This window comes from Pseudogemmobacter humi, assembly GCF_900609055.1.
GTDB lineage: Bacteria > Pseudomonadota > Alphaproteobacteria > Rhodobacterales > Rhodobacteraceae > Pseudogemmobacter > Pseudogemmobacter humi.
This window is the reverse complement of sequence record NZ_UXAW01000087.1, coordinates 63,137-80,300: the sequence shown is the minus strand read 5'-3', so window position 1 is coordinate 80,300 and position 17,164 is coordinate 63,137. Positions and strand designations below refer to the sequence as shown.

Annotated in this window: 17 protein-coding genes and 1 pseudogene; 11 read left to right on the top strand and 7 right to left on the bottom strand. The window is 68.3% G+C overall.

Annotated features, from left to right (window positions below; all coding sequences use genetic code 11):
• Positions 1-208 precede the first annotated feature (208 nt).
• A pseudogene (locus XINFAN_RS15720) lies at positions 209-445 on the top strand (IS5/IS1182 family transposase); the annotation flags it as partial.
• Positions 446-814: 369 nt separating this feature from the next.
• Here XINFAN_RS15720 and XINFAN_RS15715 read toward each other — a convergent pair.
• Entirely contained in the window at positions 815-2,224 is a 1,410-nt protein-coding gene (locus XINFAN_RS15715) for a diguanylate cyclase (protein WP_124087817.1), read from the bottom strand.
• Between the two features lie 159 nt (positions 2,225-2,383).
• Between XINFAN_RS15715 and XINFAN_RS15710 the strand changes: the two genes are divergently transcribed.
• The 3 genes from XINFAN_RS15710 to XINFAN_RS15700 all read left to right on the top strand — a co-directional run bounded on the left by XINFAN_RS15710 (position 2,384) and on the right by XINFAN_RS15700 (position 5,071).
• Complete coding sequence (locus XINFAN_RS15710) at positions 2,384-2,665, top strand: DUF3572 domain-containing protein (RefSeq protein ID WP_160144637.1); 282 nt, start codon at positions 2,384-2,386, stop codon at positions 2,663-2,665.
• A gap of 63 nt (positions 2,666-2,728) precedes the next feature.
• Positions 2,729-3,421, top strand: a complete 693-nt coding sequence (locus XINFAN_RS15705) for an HAD family hydrolase (protein ID WP_124087815.1) — start codon at positions 2,729-2,731, stop codon at positions 3,419-3,421.
• Between the two features lie 123 nt (positions 3,422-3,544).
• Entirely contained in the window at positions 3,545-5,071 is a 1,527-nt protein-coding gene (locus tag XINFAN_RS15700) for a trimethylamine methyltransferase family protein (RefSeq protein ID WP_124087814.1), read from the top strand.
• 93 nt (positions 5,072-5,164) lie between these two features.
• Here XINFAN_RS15700 and ribD read toward each other — a convergent pair whose 3' ends face one another.
• The 5 genes from ribD to glmU form a co-directional block, all read right to left on the bottom strand.
• Positions 5,165-6,259: a bifunctional diaminohydroxyphosphoribosylaminopyrimidine deaminase/5-amino-6-(5-phosphoribosylamino)uracil reductase RibD gene (gene ribD, locus XINFAN_RS15695; protein WP_124087813.1), complete on the bottom strand. Its 1,095-nt coding sequence runs from the start codon at positions 6,257-6,259 to the stop codon at positions 5,165-5,167.
• A 25-nt stretch (positions 6,260-6,284) separates the two neighbouring features.
• Positions 6,285-6,755, bottom strand: coding sequence for a transcriptional regulator NrdR (nrdR, locus tag XINFAN_RS15690; RefSeq protein WP_124087812.1), 471 nt, complete (start codon positions 6,753-6,755; stop codon positions 6,285-6,287).
• Positions 6,756-6,906: 151 nt separating this feature from the next.
• Complete coding sequence (locus XINFAN_RS15685; protein WP_124087811.1) at positions 6,907-7,413, bottom strand: hypothetical protein; 507 nt, start codon at positions 7,411-7,413, stop codon at positions 6,907-6,909.
• Positions 7,414-7,447: 34 nt separating this feature from the next.
• Positions 7,448-9,271, bottom strand: a complete 1,824-nt coding sequence (glmS, locus tag XINFAN_RS15680; RefSeq protein ID WP_124087810.1) for a glutamine--fructose-6-phosphate transaminase (isomerizing) — start codon at positions 9,269-9,271, stop codon at positions 7,448-7,450.
• Between the two features lie 4 nt (positions 9,272-9,275).
• Positions 9,276-10,625: a bifunctional UDP-N-acetylglucosamine diphosphorylase/glucosamine-1-phosphate N-acetyltransferase GlmU gene (gene glmU / locus XINFAN_RS15675; protein WP_124087809.1), complete on the bottom strand. Its 1,350-nt coding sequence runs from the start codon at positions 10,623-10,625 to the stop codon at positions 9,276-9,278.
• Positions 10,626-10,709: 84 nt separating this feature from the next.
• Here glmU and XINFAN_RS15670 point away from each other — a divergent pair, with 84 nt between their 5' ends.
• Positions 10,710-11,405, top strand: a complete 696-nt coding sequence (locus XINFAN_RS15670) for an HAD-IA family hydrolase (RefSeq protein WP_124087808.1) — start codon at positions 10,710-10,712, stop codon at positions 11,403-11,405.
• A gap of 281 nt (positions 11,406-11,686) precedes the next feature.
• Here XINFAN_RS15670 and XINFAN_RS15665 read toward each other — a convergent pair whose 3' ends face one another.
• Positions 11,687-12,043 (bottom strand): hypothetical protein, encoded by a 357-nt coding sequence (locus XINFAN_RS15665; RefSeq protein WP_124087807.1) that lies wholly within the window; start codon positions 12,041-12,043, stop codon positions 11,687-11,689.
• A 390-nt stretch (positions 12,044-12,433) separates the two neighbouring features.
• Between XINFAN_RS15665 and XINFAN_RS15660 the strand changes: the two genes are divergently transcribed.
• From XINFAN_RS15660 to XINFAN_RS15635, 6 genes are all read left to right on the top strand, one after another.
• Positions 12,434-13,672, top strand: coding sequence for a TCR/Tet family MFS transporter (locus tag XINFAN_RS15660; RefSeq protein ID WP_124087806.1), 1,239 nt, complete (start codon positions 12,434-12,436; stop codon positions 13,670-13,672).
• Positions 13,669-14,901, top strand: coding sequence for a DegT/DnrJ/EryC1/StrS family aminotransferase (locus XINFAN_RS15655; protein ID WP_124087805.1), 1,233 nt, complete (start codon positions 13,669-13,671; stop codon positions 14,899-14,901). Before XINFAN_RS15660 ends, XINFAN_RS15655 begins: the two co-directional genes overlap by 4 nt.
• Positions 14,898-15,095: a hypothetical protein gene (locus XINFAN_RS15650; RefSeq protein ID WP_124087804.1), complete on the top strand. Its 198-nt coding sequence runs from the start codon at positions 14,898-14,900 to the stop codon at positions 15,093-15,095. Before XINFAN_RS15655 ends, XINFAN_RS15650 begins: the two co-directional genes overlap by 4 nt.
• A gap of 12 nt (positions 15,096-15,107) precedes the next feature.
• Positions 15,108-15,536 carry a thermonuclease family protein gene (locus XINFAN_RS15645; protein WP_124087803.1) on the top strand — a complete coding sequence of 143 codons (429 nt, stop codon included), beginning with the start codon at positions 15,108-15,110 and terminating at the stop codon, positions 15,534-15,536.
• 732 nt (positions 15,537-16,268) lie between these two features.
• On the top strand, positions 16,269-16,634 hold the full coding sequence (locus XINFAN_RS15640; RefSeq protein ID WP_124087802.1) for an NADH-quinone oxidoreductase subunit A: 366 nt from the start codon (positions 16,269-16,271) through the stop codon (positions 16,632-16,634).
• The gene (locus tag XINFAN_RS15635) at positions 16,625-17,158 is read left to right on the top strand and encodes a NuoB/complex I 20 kDa subunit family protein (RefSeq protein WP_124087801.1); all 534 of its coding nucleotides are present in this window, start codon (positions 16,625-16,627) and stop codon (positions 17,156-17,158) included. Before XINFAN_RS15640 ends, XINFAN_RS15635 begins: the two co-directional genes overlap by 10 nt.
• Positions 17,159-17,164 lie beyond the last annotated feature (6 nt).

Sequence of the window (17,164 nt, the reverse complement as noted above, 5' to 3'; positions counted from 1 at the left end):
GTCGTGCGGAAAAGAGGGATCGGTTTGCTCATGGGGCCAACCTAACCCCCGGACTCACAAACATGAATCCGTAGGTCACAGGGATAGCGCAACAAAGCCCGCGGTTGGCTATCGCCGCAGGCTCCAGACCCATTGATTTCAGGTTTCCGGCGTGATTCAGGCTCGGCAAGCAGCCTGACCGATGAGCAATCTCTACTGGCTTTCCGAGGCCTGGAGCGACAATGGGGTCTTCGCCCGGATCATGCTCGGCCTGGCCGCCGAGAGCGCCGAGCACAAGACCATCATGATGGACCGCAACCCACCTCAAGGCACACCGCACGGCGTCGAGCCTGCGGGCCAAAAAGGGGGCGCGGGCGCCAGATCGGACGAACCAAAGGTGGCATCAACACCAGGCTGCACGCCGTTGCCGACGCGAAGAGGAGGCCTATCGGCTTCCCCATGTCCGTGTTGCGCCGGGCCAGCCGGGAGGGTGCTTCGTCAGGATTTCAGGTGAGGCCACAGAATTCGGGGAATCCTGACGGCGAAAATTTCTGTCTGGCAGGTTACCCGCTGCCGTCCGGAAGCTGGTGCGGCGCGACACTGATCCGGGGAAGCGTTGAAAGAAGGGTTTGTATCCCGGGCAGGAAGGCTTGAGGGAAGGGCGGCCCCCTGTGGCAGGCGTCGTTACAGAAGGGGGATCGTGCCCGGCCGCCCGGCTGATCGTCAGGAAAACAGTCCACCGGACTGTTTTCTGATCCCTCTCATCCAGCGTACCGGCTGCGAGAGAGGCGCGAAGACCACTCTCGCCGCAACCGTCACACGCCGGCCGGGAGGGTCAGGGCGCGTGGAGGCTGAGCCGCGCTGTGGGGCATAGGGTGACCACATTGCGTCCGGCGGTCTTCGAGCGGCGCAGCGCGCTGTCCGCCTCGTCGATCATGGCGCCGATCTCGGGCGCCGCCGCGCCGCCCGCGGCCTTCAGCCCGATCGAGATCGTCACCGGCAGCGCCGGGCGGCCGGGCCCGAGCGCCACCGGCGCGTCGCCGACGATGCGGCGCAGCCGCTCGGCGATGCGCTCGGCCTCGGGCTGCGAGGTCTCGGGCAGGGCGATCAGGAATTCCTCGCCGCCGATCCGCGCCAGCATATCGTTCATCCGCAGATTTTCCGACAGCCGCCGCACCACCTCGATCAGCACCGCATCGCCCGCGGCATGGCCGAAACGGTCGTTCACCGATTTGAAACGGTCGAGATCGACGATCATCACCGCGAAATCCGAACCCGCCGCAGCCGCCTGTTCGGCGATCCCCGCCAGCCGCGGCAGCGCGTAACGGCGGTTGTAGGCGCCGGTCAGCGGGTCGATCAGCGACAGGCGCAGCCCATCCTCGACGCTCTTGCGCGCGCTGTCGGAGCGGCTCTTGCGCCGCAACAGCCGCTGAAGCCGCAGCTCAAGCTCTTCGCCGCCGGTGCCGGGCGCCATCACGTCTTCGGCGCCCAGATCGAAGGCCATGGCGGCGGCGGCCGGATCATGCGGCGAGGCCATCACGCAAAACATGCTGTGGCGCGTGGTCGAGCCCCCCGCAAGCTGCGACATCAGCCGCAGCCCGCCGCCCGGCGTGCCGAGATCGGCCTCGATCAGAAAGACCGAGGGCGCGGCGGCGCGTTCGCCCGGCCAGATGCCGCTGGCCTCTTCGGGGGAAAGCACATGGGAATGGTTGCGCAAAGCGCCGCCCAGCCGGTGTTTCCAGGCCAGAGCGGTCTCGGGCCGGGTGGCGACGAGGCCGATCTCGCCGGGGTCGGCGAAATCCGCCGCGGGTTCGGCAAGGCCCGGCATCTGCGCCAGATGCCCGCCCCAGGCCTCGGCCATCAGGCTGGCCTCTTCGCGCTGGCGCAGGAGGTTGCGGATCCGCGCCAGCAAGACCGTCATATCGGGCGGGCGCGACATCACATCATCGGCCCCGGCGCGAAAGGCCGCCAGCCGCGCGGCGCTGTCGCCGGGCGGGACGAAGGCGATCACCGGGATCTTGCAGGTGGCCGGATCGCCGCGCAAGGCCGCCAGCAGCAGCGGGCCGGGCCGGTCGGGCAGATCGAAGCTCATCAGGATCAGGTCGGGCTGTTCGCTGCGCGCCATCCGCAGACAGCCGGCCCCGTCGGTCGCCAGCAGCGGCTGGTAGAAGGCATCCGTCAGCTTGACCCGGAAAACGATCCGGTTCGCCGGTATGCCATCTGCTATGAGGATGCGCCTCTGCATTATGTGATTACGGCCCGGATTGCAGCTTTGTGAACCTATACCGCAGTCTGCTGCCTGGAAGGTTAATAATTCCTTTCCATCTTCATTAACCTTTGCGGGAAAATATCAATAAACTGTATGCAATCACCGGAACGACTCAACCACCAGGAGAAAACGGTATTGGATCGGCAAGATTTCGCCCAAACCCTCGGGCTGCGCGCGCTGGCCTGGCTTGCCGGCGACGAAGAGCACCTCGGCGCCTTCATGGCGCAAAGCGGGATCGGGGCCGGAGAGCTGAAGGCCCGCGCGGCGGAGCCCGAACTGCTGGCGGCGATTCTGGATTTCATCCTGGGCGACGAGTCGATGGTGCTGGCCTTTGCCGGGGCGGCGGCGCTTGATCCTGCTCTGGTGGCGCAGGCGAGGGCGCGGCTTCCCGGCGGCGATACTCCGTTCTGGACCTGAGCCGAGATTGCGTCCGCGCGCGAAATCTGTTCAGTCTTCCAGGGTGTGGAAGATGGGGCTGAGATGATCGACGGTATCCTTTTCGACAAGGACGGCACGCTTTTCGATTTCCGCAAAAGCTGGGGGGGCTGGGCGCGGGATTTCCTGGCCGGCATCGCCCGCGACGCCGCGCATTCGGCGGCTCTGGCCGAGGCGATCGGCTTCATCCCGCAGGAAAACAGCTTCCACCCGCAAAGCCCGGTGATCGCCGCGACCGCCGAAGACATCGCAGAGGCGCTGCTGCCGCATCTGCCGGGCGAGACCGGCGCGGCGCTGAAGGCACGGATCGATGCCGCCGCCGCCCGCGCCGAGATGATCGAGGCCGCGCCGCTGGTGCCGTTGCTTTCGGGGTTTCGCAGCCGGGGGATCCGGCTCGGGGTGGCCACCAATGATTCCGAGGCCCCGGCGAAGGCGCAGCTCGGCGCGCTCGGGCTGACCGGACATTTCGATTTCATCGCGGGCTACGATTCCGGCCATGGCGCCAAGCCCGGCCCCGGTATGCTGCTGGCCTTCCTGCGGCAGCACGGGCTGGAGCCCGGCCGGGTGGCGATGGTGGGCGACAGCCTGCACGATCTGGAGGCTGCCCGCGCGGCCGGGATGCGGCGGGTGGCGGTGCTGACCGGGATCGCGACCGAGGCCGATCTGGCGCCGCATGCCGATGTGGTCCTGCCCGATATCGGCGCGCTGCCGGCCTGGATCGGGGGGCTCGCGGCCTGACCCGCCTGCCGGATCGCCTGAAGATGTCAGATCGTCTGAAAACGACAGGCGCCCGTCGCTTGCGCGGTGACTTTGGCTGCGCGGCCTCGGCCATCCTGTCGGAAAGAACCAGGGGAGCCCGCGATGACCGATGAGACACCTGCCGCCGCAGGAAACCGGCCGCTCGGCGGCACGATCGGGCAGATGCCCTGGCGCATCCCTGTCAACCCCGACCGCCCGACCGAGCCGCTCGACCCCGAGGCGGTGCAGCGGCTGCACCGGGCGGCGATGCGGATCCTGTCCGGGATCGGCATCGAATGCCTCAACCCCGAGGCGGTGGCGATCCTGAAAGCCGCGGGCTGCCGGGTGAGCGGCAGCAATGTGCGGATGGACGAGGCTTTCGTGATGGAGATGCTGGGCCATGCGCCTGCGCATTTCACCATCACCCCGCGCAATCCCGCGCGCGAGATCGCCATCGGCGGCCGGCACATGGTCTGTTTCAGCGTCTCGTCGCCGCCGAACGCCTGGGATCTGGAGCGCGGCCGGCGCCAGGGCGATTTCGCGACCTTTCGCGATTTCCTCAGGCTGACGCAATCGTTCAACTGCATCCACGGCTCGGGCGGCTATCCGGTCGAGCCGGCCGATATTCCCGCCCCGGTCCGCCATCTGGACTGCCTTTATGAGATGCTGACGCTGACCGACAAGGTTTGCTACGCCTATTCGCTGGGGCCGGAGCGGATCGAGGATGCGATGGAGATGGCGCGGATCGCCGCCGGGCTCTCGCCGTCTGAATTCGAGGCGAAGCCGCGGATCTCGACCAATATCAACTCGGTCTCGCCGCTGAAACACGATCATCTGATGCTGGACGGGGCGATGCGGATGGCCCGGCGGGGCCAGCCGGTGGTGGTGACGCCCTATGCGCTGGCGGGGGCGACGGCGCCGGTCAGCATGGCCGGGGCGGTGGCGCTGTCGCTGGCCGAGGCGCTGTCGGCGCTGGCGCTTTTGCAATATATCCGCCCCGGGGCGCCGGTGGCTTTGGGCAGTTTCATCCCGCATGTCGATCTGCGCTCGGGCGCCTCGGCCTTCGGCTCGCCTGAATCCATGCGCGGGATGCAGATGGCGGGGCAGATGGCGCGGTTCTACGGCCTGCCGCTGCGCGCCTCGGGCGCCTGCACCTCGAACATGCCCGACGGTCAGGCGATGTGGGAAAGCGCCAATTCGCTGTGGTCGGCGGTGCAGGCGGGGGCGAATATGCTCTGGCATGCGGCGGGCTGGCTTGGCGGCGGGCAGACCGCCAGCCCCGAGAAATTCGTCATGGATTGCGAGATGCTGCAAATGATCCAGCGCTATTTCGAGGAAAGCAGCTTCGCCGCTTCCGACGAGGACATCGCGCTTGAGGCGATCCGCGAGGTGGGGCCGGGCGGCAGTTTCTTCGGCCACAGCCACAGCCGGGCGCGGGGCGCCTCGGCCTTCTGCGCGCCGCTCACGGCCGACTGGCGCGGCTACGAGGCCTGGGCGGCGGATGGCGCGGTCTGGACCTCGGAACGCGCGCACCGGATCGGCAGGCAGATCCTCGCGGAGTTCGAGCCGCCGGAGATGGATCACAAGGCGCGGGGCGAGCTGGAGCGTTTCGTCGCCCGGCGCAAGGAGGAAGGCGGCGCTCCGGCCTGACCCGGGGGGCCGGAACCGCAGAAGACCGGAGCGGCCGGGATTGGCCGGGGGCGGGATTGCGCTGGCGCAGGCGGAGAGCGAAACCGCCCGGGTTCAGAACCGCCAGAGACTGAACACATCCGCCCCGATCGCGCGGCTTTCCATCAGCGCAAGCCGCGGCGCGTCAGTCAGCGCCGCCAGCCCCAGGGCCCCGAGCGCCGGGCGCCCGTCGGCCCCGATCAGCGCGCCCGCCGAGATGAGCGCCAGCCGGTCGACGAGGCCCGCGCGGATCAGCCCGGCGGCCAGCGTGCCGCCGCCCTCGCAGAAAATCCGCGTCAGCCCCCTTTCGGCCAGCAGCCGGAAGGCCTGGGTCAGGTCGAGGTGGCCCGCGGTCACCGGGCAGGGGATCAGCGTCGCCCCTGCCGCGGTCCAGGCCGTGCGGGCGGCTTCGGGCGCGTCGGGGCCATGGACCAGCCAGACCGGCACCTCGCGCGCGGTGCGGCCCAGGCGGCTGTCGGGGGAATGCGAGAGCAGCCGGTCGGTCACGATCCTGACCGGCTGGCGGGCGGCGCCCATGTCGCGCACCGTCAGATCGGGGTCGTCGGCGCAGGCGGTGCCCGATCCGACCAGCACCGCGTCATGGCTCATCCGCATCGCATGGACCGCGCGGCGCGAAGGGGCCGAGGTGATCCAGCGGCTCTCGCCGGTGGCGGTGGCGATCCGCCCGTCCAGCGTGGTGGCGAGTTTCAGCGTCACAAAAGGCAGGCCCCGCGTCACCCGTTTCAGGAAGCCCGCGGTGATCTCCCGGGCTTCTCTGGTCAGAATGCCCTCGGTCACCTCGATCCCGGCGGCGCGCAGGATCGCATGGCCGCGCCCGGCCACCCGCGGGTCGGGATCGGTCAGCGCGCTTACCACCCGCGCGACGCCCGCCGCGACCAGCGCCTCGGCGCAGGGGCTGGTCTTGCCGTGATGCGCGCAGGGCTCCAGCGTGACGTAAGCGGTGGCGCCGCGCGCCGCCGCGCCGGCCTGGGCCAGCGCCACCCGCTCGGCATGGGGCCGCCCGCCGGGCTGGGTGGTGCCGCGCCCGAGGATCACGCCGTCCCTGACGATCACGCAGCCCACCGAGGGATTGGGCCAGCAATGCCCGTTGCCCCGCGCGGCAAGGCGCAGGGCATGGGCCATGTGGATCTCATCCGTCTCGCGGGTCATCGTTTTGCCGGGCGGGCTGCCCGGATCACTCGTCGCCCTTTTCGCTTGCGGGCCTGAGCTCGCTCACGAAACGGTCGAAATCATCCGCCGCCTGGAAGTTCTTGTAGACGCTGGCGAAGCGGACATAGGCCACGGTGTCGATCCGGGCGAGGCTTTCCATCACGATCTCGCCGATGGTGCGGGACGGGATGTCGGTCTCGCCCATACTCTCCAGCCGCCGCACGATCCCCGAGATCATCTGGTCGATGCGTTCGGGGTCTATGGGCCGCTTCTGCATGGCGATGCGGATCGAGCGCTCCAGCTTGTCGCGGTCGAAATCCTCGCGTTTGCCGTTGGATTTGACCACCACCAGATCGCGCAGCTGCACGCGCTCATAGGTGGTGAAACGCCCGCCACAGGCGGGGCAGAAACGGCGGCGACGGATCGAGACATGATCCTCGGCGGGACGCGAGTCCTTCACCTGGGTGTCGATATTGCCGCAGAACGGGCAGCGCATCGCGCCCTCCTTGCTTGTTGTTATTGGCCTGCCTCAAGACCGGGTGTTCCCCCCGGTTCATTCTGCCGACTATAGCGGCGGCCACCGCATCCCGACAAAGGGGAAAAGCATTCCACCGCATATTGTGTGGCGCAACTGTGGCGGACAGGACTCAGGGGGCGCAGGGCGGGGCGGTCCAGGCCTGGCGCTCGCGGTTCCAGCACTGGCCGATGGCTTCTTTCGCCTCGTAAAGCAGGTCGAGCCCGGCGCGCATGCTGCCGGGGCGGCAGGTCAGCTGCGCCGCGAGGGCATCACCGTTCATCACATTCACCCCGCCTTCGGGCCGGGCGTCCGGGTCGAGCCGGTCGAAAGAGGACCAGACCTCGTAGGTCGTGCCCCGGTTGGTGAAGGAGACCGCTTCCCAGATCGCGCGGCCCACGCCGGGCCAGGGCTGATAGGCGGTCTGCGAAAGCGGCGTGGTCAGGTCCATCTCGGGCCGCCCCGGGGGGCCGAAGCGGTAGCTGACGCTCTGGCCGCTCAGGCAGACTTCCAGTTGTTTGCTGCCGATCTCGCAGGAAAACAGCGTCTCGCCCCGGCAGGCGGCGCCGGCGGGCGCGGCGAGGGCGATCAGGAGGAAGGCAAGGCGCATGGCGGGGCTTTCGCGCAGAGGGATCGGCACAGGCTGCACCGATGGCGCCGGTCCCGCAAGCCGGCTATTCCACCGTCACCGATTTCGCAAGGTTCCTCGGCTGGTCCACATCGGTGCCTTTGGCGATGGCGGTGTGATAGGCCAGGAGTTGCGCCGGCACCGCATAGAGGATCGGCGCCCAGGCCGGATCCACCGCCGGCAGGATCAGCGAGCGCCAGGTGCCCTGGCCCGCCTCGGCCACCCCGGTGGCATCCGACAGGAGCAGCACCTTGCCGTTGCGCGCCATCACCTCCTGCATGTTCGAGACCGTCTTGTCGAACAGGGGATCGGCGGGCGCCATCACGATCACCGGCACATTGGCGTCGATCAGCGCGATAGGGCCGTGCTTTAGTTCACCCGATGCGTAACCTTCGGCGTGGATGTAGCTGATTTCCTTGAGTTTCAGCGCGCCCTCCAGTGCCAGCGGATACATGGCTCCACGCCCGAGGAACAGGATGTCCGAGGCCTCGGCCAGTTCGTTGGAAACCGCCGCGATGGTCTCGGACAAGGACAGCGCCACGTTCAGCAGACCTGGCAGCGCGCGCAGGCTCTCCAGCCTCTGCGCCATTTCCTCCGCGCCGATCCGGCCCCGGTCCGCCGCCGCCTTCAGCGCCATCAGCGCGAGCACCGTCAGCTGGCAGGTGAAGGCCTTGGTCGAGGCGACGCCGATCTCGGCCCCGGCCAGGATCGGCAGCGCCAGATCGCTTTCGCGCGCGATCGATGAGGTGGGGACGTTCACCACCGCGACCACCTGGGCCACCTTGTCCTTGACGTAGCGCAGCGCCGCGAGGGTGTCTGCGGTCTCGCCCGACTGGCTGACGAAGATGGCCATCGAGCGCCCGGACAGCACCGGCTCGCGGTAACGGAACTCGCTGGCCACGTCGATCTCGGCGGGAAGGCCCGCGAGCCTCTCGAACCAGTATTTCGCCACATGGGTCGCATAGCTCGCGGTGCCGCAGGCGACCATGACCACCCGGTCGATGCCGGTGAAGTCGAGTCCCCCGGGCAGGTTCAGCGAGGGCGCCGCGCTGCCGCCGGTGTAATGGCGCAAAGCGTCTGCCATCACCACCGGCTGCTCGGCGATCTCTTTCGCCATGAAATGCTTGTAGCCCGCCTTTTCCACCCGGGCGGAATCGAGCTGGATCCGGGTTTCGATCCGGTTGGCGCGGCGGTTCGCGGCGTCGTAGATCTCGGCGCCCTTGCGGGTCAGGATCGCCCAGTCTCCTTCCTCCAGATAGGTGATGCGGTCGGTCATCGGCGCCAGCGCGATGGCGTCCGAGCCGACGAACATCTCGCCCTCGCCGCGGCCGATCGCCAGAGGGCTGCCCTTGCGGGCGCAGATCATCAGATCGTCCTCGCCCTCGAACAGCAGGCAGAGCGCGAAGGCGCCCTCAAGGCGGGACAGCGCCTCGCGGGCGGACTCCACCGGCGCCAGCCCGCGGTCCAGCCCGCGCTGGACCAGAAGCGCCACCGTCTCGGTATCGGTCTGCGATTCCTGGATATAGCCGTCGCCCGCCAGATCCTCGCGGAGCGCGCGGAAATTCTCGATGATGCCGTTGTGAACCACTGCGACGCCGCCCGCCCGGTGGGGATGGGCGTTCGTCACAGTCGCGGCGCCATGGGTCGCCCAGCGGGTATGGCCGATGCCGGATTTCCCGGCCAGCGGCTCATGGACCAGCAGGTCCGACAGGTTGACGAGCTTGCCGACCGCGCGGCGGCGGTCGAGCCGCCCCGCATTCACCGTGGCGATCCCGGCGGAATCGTAGCCGCGATATTCCAGCCGTTTCAGCCCCTCGACCAGAAGCGGCGCGGCCTCGTGATTGCCCAGAACCCCAATGATACCGCACATAAGATTACCCTTTGACCTTCGCCGCTTTGATGGCGCGGAGTTTCTCGAAAAGCCGTATCGCGAGGCCCGGCTTGTTCACCTGACCCGCGCGCGCCAGCGCCAGCGCGCCTGCAGGCACGTCCTGGGTGATGACCGAGCCCGAGCCGGTCAGCGCGCCGTCGCCCACCGTGACCGGCGCGACCAGCATCGTATCCGAGCCGATGAAGGCGCGTTTGCCGATCTTCGTGCGGTGCTTCATCACGCCGTCGTAATTGCAGGTCACGGTGCCGGCGCCGATATTGGTGTGCTCGCCGATTTCGGCATCGCCGATATAGGTCAGATGGCCGACCTTTACGCCCTCGTCGAGGATGGCGTTCTTGATCTCGACGAAGTTGCCGACATGGACATCCTCGGCCAGTTCCGCCCCGGGGCGCAGCCGGGCGAAGGGCCCGACATCGGCGCCGCGCGAGACGTGGCAGCCCTCCAGATGGCAAAAGCCCCTGATCTCTGCCCCGGATTCGATGGTGACGCCGGGGCCGAACAGCACATGCGGGCCGATCACGGCATCGCGCCCCACCACGGTATCCAGCGCGAAGAACACGGTTTCCGGCGCGGTGAGGGTGACGCCGTTGTCGAGCGCATCAGTGCGGGCGCGGGCCTGGAAGGCGGCCTCGGCCCCGGCGAGCTGCGCGCGGGTGTTCACGCCGAGCGTTTCCGCCTCGGGGCAGATCACCACGCCGGCCGAGAGGCCGTTCCTGCGCGCGATCTCCACCACATCGGTGAGGTAATATTCGCCGCTGGCGTTGTCGTTGCCGATCTGGGCGATCAGCGAGAACAGCTCGCGTGAGGACGCGCAGATCACCCCGGAATTGCAGAGCGTTACCGCGCGTTCCTCATCCGTCGCATCCTTGTATTCGACGATCCGGGCGAGGCTGTCGCCTTCCATGATCAGCCGTCCGTAGCGGCCCGGATCGGCGGCTTTGAACCCCAGCACCACCACCGCATGGCGGGCGCGGGCCTCCAGCATGGCCTCAAGCGTTTCGGGCCGGATGAAGGGCGTGTCGCCGTAAAGCACGATGGCCTCGCCCGGCGCGTCGGCCAGTGCGTCCCGGGCCTGATCGACGGCATGGCCGGTGCCGTTCTGCTCGGCCTGGATCACCACCGTGACCTCGGGGTCGAAGGCGCGGGCGCTTGCGGCGACCTCATCGGCGCCATGGCCGGCGACGACCACGGTCCTGTCGGGCGAGAGCGCGGCGCCCGCGGCCATGGCATGGTGCAAAAGCGGCGCTGCGGCGACCTTGTGCAGCACCTTGGGCAGGTCGGAATTCATCCTCGTGCCCTGGCCCGCGGCCAGGATGATAAGCGAGACCGGCATTCTGCCCCTTCCTTTTGTCCTGGCGCCGTTCTACCCGGAGGGTATGGGGCCGCCAAGGGGGCCTGAATCACAGAGGATTGCGCCATGTTGCAAAAGCGGGCGGGGGTGAGGGCCGGAGATTGCGTGGTCTTCGATCTGGACGGCACGCTCGCCGATACCAGCGCCGATCTGCTGGCGGCGGCGAATGCCTGTTTCACCGCCATGGGCGCGGCCTGTCCGCTGGGGGCGGGCGACAGTCTGACCGCCTTTCACGGCGGGCGGGCGATGCTGCGGCTCGGGCTGTCGCGTCTGCGCGGCGGGGCGCCGGACGAGGCCGAGGTCGACCGCTGGTACCCCGAACTGCTGGAGCATTACCGCGGCGCCATCGCGGTTCACAGCCGGATGTATCCGGGCGCCACGGATGCGGTCGTGGCCCTGCGCGATGCGGGCTATGCGGTCTCGGTCTGCACCAACAAGCCCGAGGCTCTGGCCGAACAGCTGCTGCGGGCTCTGGGCGTGCGCGATCTGTTCGCAGCCCTGGTGGGGGCGGATACTTTACCGACCCGCAAGCCCGATCCCGCGCCCTATCATCTGGCGGTGGAGCGGGCGGGCGGGCGCGTGGCGCGTTCGGTGCTGATCGGAGATACCGAGACCGACCTCCTGACCGCGCGCGCCGTGGGCAGCCCGGTGGCGCTGGTGACCTTCGGTCCCGAGGGCGAGGCCATCGCCCGGCTGAAGCCCGACGCGCTTTTGCACCGTTACGAGGATCTGCCCGCGCTGGTCGGCGGGCTTTTGGCCTGAGGCGCGGCGCCTGTGGCCCGGGGCGGAGCGGGGGGGCCGTCTGCCCCCCGGCACGTCCCCCTGGGCCGTGCTCCCCCCGAGGGTATTTGGATCAGGATGAAATGCAGGCGGGCGGCTCGGGGAAGCGCTGCCGGTGTGCATCATTCTTTGCCGCTGCGGGGAAGGTCGGTTGCTGTCTCTTTGGGGGAAAGGCGGACCGGATGCCGCGGCCCCGGGACGAGAGGGGGCCGCGGCATGGCTCTGCCGCGCCGCGAGGGGAAATGCGGGCGGCGGAAGCGGGATCAGAGGAAGGTCTTCTGGCACCAGGGCGCGGTCTGGTCGAATTCCTGGAGCAGGGCGGGCAGGCTCTTGCGGCTGAGCATTTTCTCGAACCGCTGTCCCATGGCCTGGACCTTCTGGTCGTTGGTTCCCGGCACGTAAGCCAGCATATGGACCGCCGCCGATTGCGCGTAATTGTAGTCGGCCCGCGGCAGGTAGCCGGCCTTGTAGAGCTCTTCCGAAGCGATGAACAACAGCGCCGCGCAATGCAGAGCCTGGGCGGCACGGCCCTGGATCACCAGATCGGCTTTCGCGGGCAGGCCGAAGCCGAGAGTGAGCGAGATCGCAGTGGCGGCGGAGACGATCAGGGGGAAGCGCATGGCCTGTCCTTTCGGCGGGGGATTTTCCGGCTTCGGTTCTGCCTGTCCAGGCCGATGATTTCCAATGAATAAACCTGTCATCTTGCGGCGATCCGCCCCGGCATGTCGGGGCGAGCGGCTGCTGCGATAAGATCCGTCAGGGGGGCGGTTGCTTTCCGAGACGACCCGTGGCGAAGGCTGGCTCGTCCGGCTGCGGTCGGCGGGAGCGGGGCTGCGAGGCGATCCGACAGGCGCTGGCGCGGAGGTTGCTTTTCCGGGCGACGGGGAGGACCGGCGCGGCGGGTCGGAGCGGCTCTGGCCTGGGTGGAAAGCCCCCTCCGGCGGCGGTTTGACAGCCCGGCCCCCGGCGGCTAGCCTGCGCGGCCCTGACCCCAGTCTTTTCGGTGCCCCATGTTCACTGCCGCCGGCTCTGCGGGCGCCTCACGCCATGCCGTGGCCTTTGTCCTGGTCACGGTTTTCCTCGATATGGTGGGGTTCGGCATCATCATGCCGGTGCTGCCCGCGCTGATCGAAGAGGTGGGGCATGTCGGGCTCGACCGCGCCTCGGTGATCGGCGGCTGGATGTTCGCGGCCTTCTCGGTGGCGCAGTTCGTCTGCGCGCCGCTTGCCGGCAATCTGTCCGACCGTTACGGGCGGCGGCCGCTTCTGCTGCTGGCGATCTTCGGGCTGGGGGCGGATTTCCTTCTGTCGGCCTGGGCGCCCACGCTGATGTGGCTGTTCGTCGGGCGCGTCCTTGCCGGGGTCTGCGGATCGAGCTGGATCATCGCCAATGCCTGTATCGCCGATCTGACCGCGCCCGCGGACCGGGGCCGGGCCTTCGCCCTGCTGGGCGCGGCCTTCGGCGTGGGCTTCGTGATCGGCCCGGCGGTCGGCGGGCTTCTGGGCGAGTTCGGGCCGCGGGTGCCGTTCTTCGTGGCGGCCTGCGTCTCGTTCCTGAACTTCGTCTACGGCTGGTTCGTGCTGCCCGAGAGCCTGCCGCCGGAAAACCGCCGCCGGTTCGAGATTGCCCGCGCCAATCCGTTCGGCGCCTTCCGGGTGTTCCGCAGCTATCCCGGGGTGATCCCGCTTTGCCTTGTCCTGTTCGTGTTCTTCTTCGCCTCGTCGGTCTATCCGGCGATCTGGACCTTCTGGGGCATCGCGAAATTCGGCTGGTCCGAGGCGATGGTGGGCGGCACGCTGGCGATCTTCGGCCTTGTTATGGCGGGGTTCCAGGGGCTTCTGACCGGGCGGTTCGTGGCCAGGTTCGGTGAATACCGCACCGCGCTGATCGGGCTGGTCTGCGCGGCCATCGCCGCCACCGGCTACGGGCTGGCGGGCAGTCTGGGCGTGGTGGTGCTGCTGATGTTCGTCCACGGCCCCGAGGGTTTCGTCCATCCGATGATCACCGCCATCATGTCGAAGGTGGTTCCCGAAAACGCCCAGGGCGAGTTGCAGGGCGGGATCTCGGCCATCATCAACATGGCGATGCTGTGCGGCACCGTGTTCTTCTCGCAGATCTTCGGTTGGTTCATGGCCGGGGGGCGCGGCTGGCAGTCGCCCGATGTGGCCTATTGGGTCGCGGCGGCTTGCCTTGGCCTGACGCTGGTGCTTTTCCTCGTGCTGACTCGCGCAGAAGAGAGGCAGAGATGACCGAGCGGTTCCACGGCAGTTTTACCCAGCAGGAGCCGATCCCCGAGGAGGGGATCGCCGCGGCGCTGGAGGTTCTGCGCCACGGTCGTCTGCACCGCTACAACACCGTGCCGGGAGAGGCGGGCGAAACCGCGGTCCTGGAGGAGGAATTCGCCGCCTTCACCGGGGCGCGGTTCTGCCTTGCCGTGGCCTCGGGCGGCTATGCGATGGGCTGCGCTTTGCGCGCGGCGGGGCTGCGCGCGGGCGAGCCGGTGCTGACCAATGCCTTCACGCTCGCGCCGGTGCCGGGCGCCATCGCGGCGGCGGGCGGGAGGCCGGTCTTTGTCGAGATCACGCCGGATCTGGTGATCGACCTCGACGATCTGGCGGTGAAGGCGCGCGGGACCGGGGCGCGGCTCTTGCTGCTTTCTCATATGCGCGGGCATGTCTGCGATATGGACCGGCTGATGGCGCTTTGCGCGGATCTGGGGCTCTTGGTGATCGAGGATTGCGCCCATACGATGGGGGCGGAATGGGCGGGCGTGCCCTCGGGGCGGCATGGCCTTGTCGGCTGTTATTCGACCCAGACCTACAAGCATATGAACTCGGGCGAGGGCGGGCTGCTGATCACCGACGACGCGGAAATCGCGGCGCGGATGGTGCTGCTCTCTGGCAGCTACATGCTTTACGGCCGCCACCGCGCCGCGCCGGGGCCGGAGGTGTTCGAGGGGCTGCGGCTCGACGTGCCCAATGTCTCGGGCCGGATGGACAATCTGCGCGCGGCGATCCTGCGGCCTCAGATCCCGCTCCTGCCCGGCCGCCGCGCCCGCTGGGGCGAGCTTTACACGGTGCTGGAGGCGGGGCTGGCGGCGACGCCGGGCCTGCGGCTGATCGTGCGGCCCGGGGCCGAGGCCTATGTCGGATCCTCGTTCCAGTTCCTGCTGCCCGACTGGGAGCCCGCGCGGATCACCGCTTTCCTTTCGCGCTGTATCGCGCGGGGGGTGGAGCTGAAATGGTTCGGCGCCGAGGAACCCGCGGCCTTCACCTCGCGCTATCCGCACTGGCGCTATGCCGGCGCGCAGCATTGCCCTTTGACCGACCGCATCCTTGCCGGGCTGATCGACATGCGGCTGCCGCTGACCTTCTCGGCGGAAGATGTGGCGCTGATCGCCCGCATCATCCGCGCCGAGGCGCTGGCGGTGGGCCAGGCCGAGGCGCCCGGGGCCGCCGCCGCGCCGGTGGTCGAGTGAGCCGGACGCTCGCCCCCGCTCTCGCCCCCTGGGCTGCGCCGCTTGGGGCCGGGCCGCAGGACGGGCGCGAGGCGGTTGGGCGCTGCCTTGCCGGGGCCGCGCCGAAGATGGTCGCGGAGGCCGCCATCTGCCGGATGCGGCTGACCATCGCGCGGGCGCGGCGTTTGCGTGATCACACCGCCGTTCCGCGCTGACTGCCGCGCCGGATGAAAGGCCCCGATCCCACCCTGGTGACCTTGTGCGCGCTGACCTTGCTGGTGCTGATCGCGCTGGCCGAGCGTTTCGACCCGCCGCCCGCCGCCGACTGCCGGATCGGCTATGTCCATGACGGCGACACGGTAGAGCTGATCTGCGGCGAAAACCGCAGCCGGGCGCGGCTGGTGGGGCTGGACGCGCCGGAACTGAGCGATCCGCGCTGCGAGAGCGAGCGCCGCGCCGCCGAAGCCGCCCGTCAGGCGCTGCGGCGGATGATCCGCGCGGCGGGCGAGGTGACCATCTCGCGGCGCGGCACCGACAAATACCGCCGCGATCTGATCCGGCTCAGCCTCGACGGCGAGGATGTGGCGGCGCGGATGATCCGCGAGGGCCATGCCCGCGCTTATGACGGCGGCGCCCGCGCGGGCTGGTGCGACTGAGGCCTGCCGGGTGAGCCGTTGGCTGTTCGGTCGGCATGCCACTGAGGCGATCATGTCGGCGCAGGAAACGCGCCGGATGATAAATCCGCATCGCGGCGGATCGTCGCGGCTCACCCCGGTTTCCTGCGGTCCCGTGCGGCAGCACCCCGAACCAGAAAGCGTTTTCAGGCGCCCGGGCATTTTCTCGCAACGGGATCTGCGGCGCGGATACCGGACCGGATGTCATGGCGCGGCCTCCGGCTCAAAGCGTGGTGCGGCGGCGCCATATCCGCTCTGCATAGAGGCCGGGCAAGCGCGGGGGGCACCGGCCCGGGGGCGCGGATCGGGGCGGCGGCCATGGCGCAAAGACAGAAGGGGCCGGGCCTTTGCGGAACGGATCCCGCGCCAGCCGAATCCTGACCACGGGCGGTGTCAGGGGCGGGGATACCTCTCCGCAATTCCTTAGTGTTTTTCATGGGAATTTCGGGGGTTAGCGGCCGCGCGATTCCTTTTCACGCGGCTTTCGCGGGCCGCGAGAGGCAAATCCGGTGCCCGGGGCCGCCCTTATTTTGCAGTTGCAGCGAATAGCCGTGAAAATACGGATCATTCCTGCCTTAACCCGACATTCGGGCAGTGGATTTCCCACCTGCCTCGGTTGACCCGGCTCTGGGGCAGGGGTAAAGCGAACACATGAGTGCAGTCGGGTCGCAAAAGGGCCCGCAGGCTCGCTGACGCCAGCTGAAGGAGCATCTCGTGGACGCGCTTCTCCGAGAGTATCTTCCTATTGTCATTCTGCTTGTGATCACGGTGGGGCTCGGCCTCGTCCTGATCCTTGCGGCGGCCGTGATCGCCATCCGCAACCCGGACCCGGAAAAGGTTTCGGCCTATGAATGCGGCTTCAACGCTTTCGACGATGCCAGGATGAAATTCGACGTGAGGTTCTACCTCGTCTCGATCCTGTTCATCATCTTCGATCTCGAAGTCGCCTTCCTGTTCCCCTGGGCGGTGGCTTTCAGCGAAATCTCGATGACCGCCTTCTGGTCGATGATGGTTTTCCTTGGCGTGCTGACGGTGGGCTTTGCCTATGAATGGAAGAAGGGGGCTCTCGAATGGGAGTGATGACCGGAGCCAATACCGTAGGCACGGACCGTGACGGCGATGTCGCGGCCTTCAGCCGCGATCTTCAGGACAAGGGCTTCCTGCTGACCTCGACCGAGGATGTGATCAACTGGGCGCGGATCGGTTCGCTGCACTGGATGACCTTCGGTCTGGCCTGCTGCGCGGTCGAGATGATCCAGATGTCGATGCCGCATTATGATGTGGAACGCTTCGGCATGGCGCCGCGCGCCTCGCCCCGGCAGTCAGATCTGATGATCGTCGCCGGCACGCTCACGAACAAGATGGCCCCCGCTTTGCGCAAGGTCTACGACCAGATGCCCGAGCCGCGCTATGTGGTCTCGATGGGCAGCTGCGCCAATGGCGGCGGCTACTACCATTATTCCTATTCGGTGGTGCGCGGCTGCGACCGCGTGGTGCCGGTCGATGTTTACGTGCCGGGCTGCCCGCCCACGGCCGAGGCGCTGCTCTATGGCCTGCTCCAGTTGCAGCGCAAGATCCGCCGCACCGGCACGCTGGTGAGGTGAGAACCA